This is a genomic window from Verrucosispora sp. SN26_14.1 (genome assembly GCF_004307965.1).
Lineage (GTDB): Bacteria > Actinomycetota > Actinomycetes > Mycobacteriales > Micromonosporaceae > Micromonospora.
Genome location: NZ_SISL01000813.1, coordinates 1 through 1,111, shown reverse-complemented (window position 1 = coordinate 1,111; position 1,111 = coordinate 1). Strand labels below are relative to the sequence as shown.

At 74.5% G+C, this 1,111-nt stretch carries 1 protein-coding gene; it reads left to right on the top strand.

Annotated features, from left to right (window positions below; translation table 11 throughout):
• On the top strand, window positions 1-1,111 hold a 1,111-nt coding region (locus tag EYA84_RS32125), incomplete at both ends, for a sensor histidine kinase KdpD (protein ID WP_131057885.1).

Below are 1,111 nucleotides of genomic sequence, written 5' to 3'. Positions count from 1 at the left end.
ACAAGAGACAGGCGCTGGCGCTGGCCTCGCTGGTCGCCGCCGCGATGCTGGCGGTACGCACCAGCCGCCGGCTCCGGCGACTGCGGGTGGCCGCGTTGGCCATGGCGCACCGGGAACTGCCCGAGCGGATCACCGCGATCTCGTCCGGCGACAGCAGTTCCGGTGCCGGTCCGGCCTCCCAGATCACCGCCGGGATCAGTCGCGGACGCGACGAGATCGCCCAGGTGGCGGAGGCGTTCGACACGGTCAACCGGGCCGCCCTGCGGCTCGCCGGTGAGCAGGCCGAGCTGCGCATGGACGTGACCCGGATGGTCGAGGCGCTGGCCCGACGGATCCGGACGCTGATCACCCGGCAGTTGCGCCTGCTCGACGAGTTCGAGCAGGAGGAGACCGATCCCGACGCGCTGGCCCGGCTGTTCGCGCTCGACCACCTGGCCGCCCGCATGCGGCGTAACGGCGAGAACCTGCTGGTCCTCGCCGGTGGCGAACCGGGCCGCTCGCACGAGGGCCCGCACCTGCTGGCCGACGTGGTCCGGGGCGCCGCGTCGGAGATCGAGGAGTACGCCCGGGTCGAGATCGACGTACCGGCCGCCGCGGTGCACGGCTCGGCGGTGGGCAACCTCGTCCACCTCCTCGCCGAACTGTTGGAGAACGCCACCGCCTACTCCCCGCCGCACGCCCCGGTGCACGTGGACGGTCGACGGACGGTCGACGGGCTGACGCTGCGCGTACACGACCAGGGCATCGGCATCGGCGAAGGCCGCCTGGCCGAGATCAACGAGCGGCTGCGCGCGCCGGCCGTCCTGTCCAGCGCGGCGGCCGGCAGCATGGGCCTGCACGTGGTGGCCCACCTGGCCGCGCGGCACGGCGTGCAGGTGCGACTGCACAGCGCCGGTGCCGGCACGGTCGCCCAGGTGGAGGTCCCCGAGGAGATCCTCACCCGGGTCGAGGAGGTCAAGGGACGGCCGCCCGCCGCGCCCCGCGCCACGCCCCCCGGTGCCGCCTGGTTCCGCTCGCACGACGGCGAGCCGGGCGGCCTCCGGATACCGCGGCCCCGGGCGGAGATGGGCACCGCACCGGAGCAGTTCAACGTCCACCGGGCCCCGACGAT